We start from the raw sequence: 6,249 nt of genomic DNA on the forward strand, positions 1-6,249 counted from the left end.
ACAAATACAATAAAGTACTAATTGCTTCTTGAATTATTAGAGAAGGACTAGGGTTAGATCGTACTAATAAAGAAATAAATCAGGATATTAGCAAATCTTGGAAAGAGCGAATGAATCAATTATCTGTTGTTGAATCTCTAAGAAAACAAATAAATGATATAACGAATTATGAGCCTACAAGCAAAGCAACGGGGGGTATCACCAGTGCTGCCAATATTGAAGCAAAAAAGAAAGAAATTGCCGAATTGAGGAAAGCAGAAGATGAAGCCTTAAAACTGATAAAAGATAGCCGGAAACGCCAAACGGAAGAGATCGAACTACAGTATTCCCGCCAGATAGAGGATCTTAAAAAGCGTATTAAAACGGAGGAGGATTTGACACCTAAAGCAAAAGAGGCCATCAATAAGCAAATCACTTCATTAGAAGCACAAAAACAGCAGGCACTAAAGAAGCTATCCGATGAAGAATTGCAGAAGGAAATTGCCAACCGCCAGAAGCTTATAGAAATACAACTTGAATCTGTAAAGAAAGGAAGCGAACAGGAATATCAACTGAAGATGCAGCAATTAATTGCGCAACGGGATTTAGACCTTTCTAATACCGAACTTACCGAACAGATGAAATTTGCCATCCGTGAAAAATATAATAAGAAAATTGATGATCTTGTAAAACAACATGATGCGGACTTACTGAAAAAGCAACAGGATGCAATGAAACTTCGCTATGAAACCGAGATTGCAAAAGTGTACAATGATGAAGCGGAAGTTTATCGTATCAGATTAAAGCAAAGAAAGGAGGAATTAGACGCCATCCAACAAATGGAAGGAGAAAGTATAGAAGCTTTCAATCTTCGTAAGCTGGAGCTTAAAAATGCCTATCTCGATGCAGAAAAAGAACTAGCTGATAAAGAAGTAGAAATCGAAACACAGAAATCAGAAGCTATTGGAAATCTTATTGGTGGAATCTCTTCCTTGTTGGAGTTGGCAGGAGAAACTAATGAAGAAATGGCACGTGCCGCAAAACTATTAGCGATTGCAGAAGTTGCCATAGCGCAGGGAGTAGCTATTGCAAATGCTGTTAAAACGGCTACCAGTTCAAGTGCAACATGGATAGATATGCTTGCAGCCATTGGAACTGTTGTTGGTGCTGTTACTGCTATGATGGGAACTGCTATGAAGTCTATTAAATCCGCCAAGTTTGCAACCGGTGGACTAGTTACTGGGCCGGGAACCGGAACGAGTGATAGCATACCGGCACAACTAAGTAACGGAGAATCGGTAATGACAGCAAGAACTACGGAGTTATTCGCTCCGATCCTTTCCTCATTTAACCAAATGGGAGGCGGTGTTCCGATAAACATCACCGCATCAAGTAATCAGACCATGGGAGAGGATATGTTAGCAAGAGCTGTAGCAAAAGGAGTCCAGATGATGCCTAATCCGGTGGTATCTGTAACTGAAATAAACACAGTTGGAAAACGAGTTGAAGTACTTGAAAACCTAGAAAGCTTATAATATATTATTAAAAACTATTGAAGATATGGCAAAATTTAATGAAGAAACAATTCAAAAGTGCGTTGACTGGGTATGTGAAAACGGACTTATAGATTATGGCGGTGCAAAGCTTATTGACTTCTGTAATGTAATGGGAATCGGAAAGAGTACCTATTACCGGTGGATGGAAAATGAAACTTTCGGGACTGCTATAAAAAAGGCGAAAGAAGATTTCAAAAACGGGTTAGAACGCAATGTAGTTTCTTCCCTTGCAAGGTCTGCCATCGGGTATGAATACGAACAAGTTTCTTCCGAATACTACATGGAAGGCAAGAAAAAGAAGTTGAAAAAGGAAGTTAGAAAAAATGTCCGTGTTGAACCTAATGTGGGAGCCGGAATATTCCTTCTCACAAATCTTGCTCCTGACAGATGGAAGAACAAACAGAACACCGAGCATTCCGGAGAAGTTTCTACCGGATTGACCGTTGTAGTCAAGAATCAGGAAGAAGCGGATTTAATCAAACAATTAAAAGAGCATTAGTTATGTCTGCACCTAAAGGAAACCAATTTTGGAAGTTGAGAAACAGGCATGGGAGAAGCAAGCGTTTTGCTTCTCCTGAACAGTTGTGGGAAGCAGCCTGTGAGTATTTTGCCTATTGTGACAGGACTCCATGGAAAGTAATCAAGAATAAAACGAAAGGAGAAATAAAGGAAAAAGAAGAAAGCCCTACACAACGTCCTTACTCTCTGACCGGGTTAATGGCTTATTTAGATGTTAGTAAGTCCTTTTGGAACGATTTTAAAAAAGGTAGTCATGAAGATTTTTCCGTAGTCATTACACGCATAGAGAATGTCATCAGGACACAACAATTAGAAGGTGCTATTGTTGGTGCGTTTAACCCCAATATAGTTTCCCGAATTATAGGTCTTTCTGATAAACAAAAGGTAACTCATACCATCAACAGTAAAGAGTTTAAAGGCTTTGATTTCTTACCTTATATTCCCAAAGCAGATGAAAGTATATGAGGTTTTAGCATCAAGCCGCTTTCTACTCGCTACAATGAACAGAAACGGAGTGAGCGCAGATGATATAATGTATCTTGATATGTTCTATGAGTATAGAGATATGCTTGCAGAAGGACGAAAAGAAGCCGAAATTCGGGACTTTCTTTCAAACAAGCATAAGCTATCAGCCTCAACAATAAAAAGGATCATAAAACGTCTGAATGATGAATATAAATTATAGTTTTAATGGCTAAGTATAAACAAAAGTCCCGAACCAATCAAGGAACGGGGCTTATTATTTCTCTCATTTCAGCCTTTGCCAAAGGAGAAAGTTCTTTCATATAATTACATTTAAAAGCGGCTGATTCCAGGTCAAGCACATCATAACGGACGCCGGAACGTAACTTTCCATCAACATCTTTATATTTCTTCACTATGCCAGCTTTTACCCATTTAGTAACATTTCCTTTGCCATACCGGATATGTGCCTGATTTTGAGATATAAATTGAGATTCTTTGAATAAGCTAATTCGTTCTTTTTTACGACCCAAATTTTCTGCAAATTCTACTAGCTTAAACAGCAATTCTTCGGATATGGCTACAATCATATTAACATTTATTTTTACCACATCACTCATAAGACTTAGGAATGTTCAAATATTGATATTTAATTCTATCTAACAGATGAAATACAGGAAATGTAAGTGCATAATAATCTGTAACACCATTTACAGCAACTAATTTCCAATATGAGTAATATGCAGTTTTTTGAATATTGAATGTATATTTATTATCATAAATTAATAATTCATGTTGTTGTTTCTCCGTTATTGATGGATATAAAAGACATAATACTTCATTTATAGCTGTAAAATTCTTCCTATACGGAGATAATGGTTCTTGTATAGAACAGGCTGATATCGCATTAGAAACTTCATAATCATCTACAAACATTTTTTTCAAAACAAGAAATAATAATCCTGCATAATCACACGTTTTATGAAAATCGTCAAGAGTCTTTGTTGGTATTATCTCAATATGTGCCTCTTGAATTTTTGTTATTGTTCTAACATTTATTTCCCCACAATTAATCATTACCTGAATAATGTCAAGATAACGTTCAAAAAATTCACTTCTTACATCAGGCGGCATATTTATTTGACTGAATAGAATATTTATGACTTTCACAAGATCATTCCTTATATCAAAACGAAAGATTTCCGTTGAATAGAATTTATCAATATATCCATTGAAAGCTTTATTGGTTCCATTGATATGTACAAAGCAATCACGCAAATTATTTATATCACATACTATAATAATTTTATCAAACCCAAATTTATTCTCTCCTGTACCCGTTTCATTGTCATTTGTAGACAAAATATTTAACAAACGAAAAGACTGTAATGGTTCAAGACGATCAAAATCATCTATCAACAAAATAGTTTCTTTTTGCTTATTCTCTAATTTGCTAGCTTTAATAAGCATTTCTCTTATCAAATTAGATATGTCGTTCATTTCATAACTAGTACCTATCTCATTCTCTAAATCGTTTAAAAATTGTTCTATTTTAGTCTTTGGAGAATCATCCTTGTAGTCTTTGTATATATTCGCAATCACTTCTATTGCTTTACCCAACTTTACTGTATTCTCATCAATAAGTGATGCTACTTCCAATATACTTTGCAATAACTTAAGCGCATTACTTTTCACCGACCTACATATTGTAGAAACTTTTTCAAAATCAGTTCTTTCAATCGTAATCCCAGTCCCCAACAATTGAATTAATATGTCGAATTTTATTAACTCGTAAATGTCTTTATTAGTTGAAGTCACATAATTTACTGGGAATAGTTTACATACGTAATATTTTTCCTGTTGTGCTGGATCATTAAAAAAATTATTTAAAAATGTAGTTTTGCCACTTCCAAAACAACCTGAAAAAATAATTCGTTGGTTATTTGTATTATTTAGATGAGCCTGAAATTGCTCCATCATACCCTTTGTTTCTATTTGACGCATAAATATTTCTGTATTATTCCTCACTTTCTATTCCAATCTCCATAATAAGAACAAAACGAATTTATTCTCTAGATTACTCAGGTTCGTAACCCTCATAATAATAAGATTGTGTAACACCTTTAAATATAACTTCTCGATCATCTACCTGGTTGGTTAATCCTTGATGTAACAAAGTCCGCAATTCTAGGTCGTTAATCGGGCTTCTTTCCATAGCTTGCCAATAGAGAACCTTATACATTCTGCCAATCGATCACCATGCCAAGACGTTTTTTAAGTATCATATCGAGCCAAATGCGCATAGTACGGCCGTTGCCTTCCATAAACGGGTGGGCAATATTCATTTCCACATATTTAGCAATGATTTCCTCAAATTTCGTTTCCGGCATCTTTTCTATTACTGGGAGCATCACATCAAGATACATACAATTAGCAAAACGAAAGTTTCCCTTTACTATATTCAACGTACGCACCTGTCCAGCAAACCTGTACAACCCATCGAACAAATAACGGTGTATGTCACACAATCCCTTTACGGTTCCCACCTCAATACGATCTATATCTCCAGTTTCAAACAAGGCATGAGCTTTTGCAAAGCTCAATTTATCTATTTCATTTGTATTCATACCCTATTGCATTATAGACAAATATCTTTGTAAAGAGGCTATTTCGGCCTCAACAACAAGTTTTTGAAAGGCTTCCGGCTTATTCTCTGTATGAGATTCTTCCAGTGCTTTATAATAACTTATTTTATCCTCATTGCTACCTTTTAAAGTAACCAATGTATACCCATTCCGTAAAAGATAAAGATTCATCAATAAACGTGACGTTCGCCCGTTTCCATCAATAAACGGATGAATACGTACAAGTTCGTCGTGAAGATATGCGGCTATAAGTACCGGATGTACTTTTTCTTCCTCCATCTGCCGGTACTTTATCATAAAATCCTCCATTTGCTTCTGTATTAAATAAGGTTGTGGCGGCATGTGGGTACTACCGGAAATCATAACGGGAACGGTACGATATTTCCCGGCATTTTCACGGTCTATTCCATGCAAAATAAGAGCGTGTATTTCTTTGATAGTGCGTTCGCTTATCTCTATATCCTTCTTCGCTATATCTTTGATATAATCAATAGCTTCGCTATGATTGATAGCTTCCAAATGTTCACGCATAGATTTACCGGATATGGTAACTCCTTCATTTACTACTAGGGCGGTTTCCTGCAAAGTTAAAGTATTGCCTTCTATGCGGTTACTTTCATAAGTATATTCAATATCTAAAGCATCTTGAACCTTTTTCAGTGCTTCTTCAGGAAGTGGGCGCAAGGTTGATAACTGAACCTTGAGCGTATCAACTTCATTCAATAATTGTTTCATTTCTTCATTCATAGTCATTCTGCTTTGATATTGATATTCTTTCCACAATGGGGACAGGTGAGAGAAGCGGTTCCAGACTTTGGTTGCTCAAAGAGTTCAGTAACTGGAACTTCCAAAGCACCTGCTATTTTGTTTAATGTTTCGACTGTTGGGTTACCATTAACCATATTAGACAGATTCACTCTATTTATTCCCATCTTATCGGCAAGCTCTGTTATGGTCATGCCTTTTTCTTTTATAACTTCCTTTATTCTTAAATCCATATCGTAATGTTTTAGTTTACGGTACAAATATAAGAATTATTATTAAATGTACCGTAATAACGTTACATTTTTCGGTTAAAGTAATGTTAA

General features: G+C 35.7%; 7 protein-coding genes and 1 pseudogene. 3 read left to right on the top strand and 5 right to left on the bottom strand.

Annotated elements, in window-relative coordinates; all coding sequences use genetic code 11:
* Window positions 1-110 precede the first annotated feature (110 nt).
* Genes ACT8YW_RS21300 through ACT8YW_RS21310 form a run of 3 tightly spaced genes read left to right on the top strand, consistent with a single transcriptional unit; the run spans window position 111 to window position 2,519 of the window.
* Window positions 111-1,514 carry a hypothetical protein gene (locus ACT8YW_RS21300; protein ID WP_444107075.1) on the top strand — a complete coding sequence of 468 codons (1,404 nt, stop codon included), beginning with the start codon at window positions 111-113 and terminating at the stop codon, window positions 1,512-1,514.
* A 25-nt stretch (window positions 1,515-1,539) separates the two neighbouring features.
* Window positions 1,540-2,034, top strand: a complete 495-nt coding sequence (locus ACT8YW_RS21305; protein ID WP_117610436.1) for a hypothetical protein — start codon at window positions 1,540-1,542, stop codon at window positions 2,032-2,034.
* 2 nt (window positions 2,035-2,036) lie between these two features.
* Entirely contained in the window at window positions 2,037-2,519 is a 483-nt protein-coding gene (locus tag ACT8YW_RS21310) for a DNA-packaging protein (RefSeq protein WP_117610435.1), read from the top strand.
* A gap of 257 nt (window positions 2,520-2,776) precedes the next feature.
* Here the strand turns inward: ACT8YW_RS21310 and ACT8YW_RS21315 are convergent, their stop codons facing one another.
* From ACT8YW_RS21315 to ACT8YW_RS21335, 5 genes and pseudogenes are all read right to left on the bottom strand, one after another.
* Window positions 2,777-3,106, bottom strand: coding sequence for a hypothetical protein (locus ACT8YW_RS21315; RefSeq protein ID WP_117610463.1), 330 nt, complete (start codon window positions 3,104-3,106; stop codon window positions 2,777-2,779).
* Between the two features lie 22 nt (window positions 3,107-3,128).
* Entirely contained in the window at window positions 3,129-4,520 is a 1,392-nt protein-coding gene (locus ACT8YW_RS21320; protein ID WP_117610433.1) for a P-loop NTPase fold protein, read from the bottom strand.
* A gap of 73 nt (window positions 4,521-4,593) precedes the next feature.
* Window positions 4,594-5,143, bottom strand: a pseudogene (gene fic, locus ACT8YW_RS21325) (protein adenylyltransferase Fic).
* A 3-nt stretch (window positions 5,144-5,146) separates the two neighbouring features.
* On the bottom strand, window positions 5,147-5,908 hold the full coding sequence (locus tag ACT8YW_RS21330; protein WP_117610462.1) for a Fic family protein: 762 nt from the start codon (window positions 5,906-5,908) through the stop codon (window positions 5,147-5,149).
* A 2-nt stretch (window positions 5,909-5,910) separates the two neighbouring features.
* A complete protein-coding gene (locus ACT8YW_RS21335; RefSeq protein ID WP_117610432.1) occupies window positions 5,911-6,159 on the bottom strand; it encodes a helix-turn-helix domain-containing protein in 249 nt (82 codons plus the stop codon).
* Window positions 6,160-6,249: the final 90 nt, after the last annotated feature.

Origin of the sequence: Bacteroides sp., from assembly GCF_052357945.1 — a bacterium.
Taxonomy (GTDB): Bacteria; Bacteroidota; Bacteroidia; order Bacteroidales; family Bacteroidaceae; genus Bacteroides.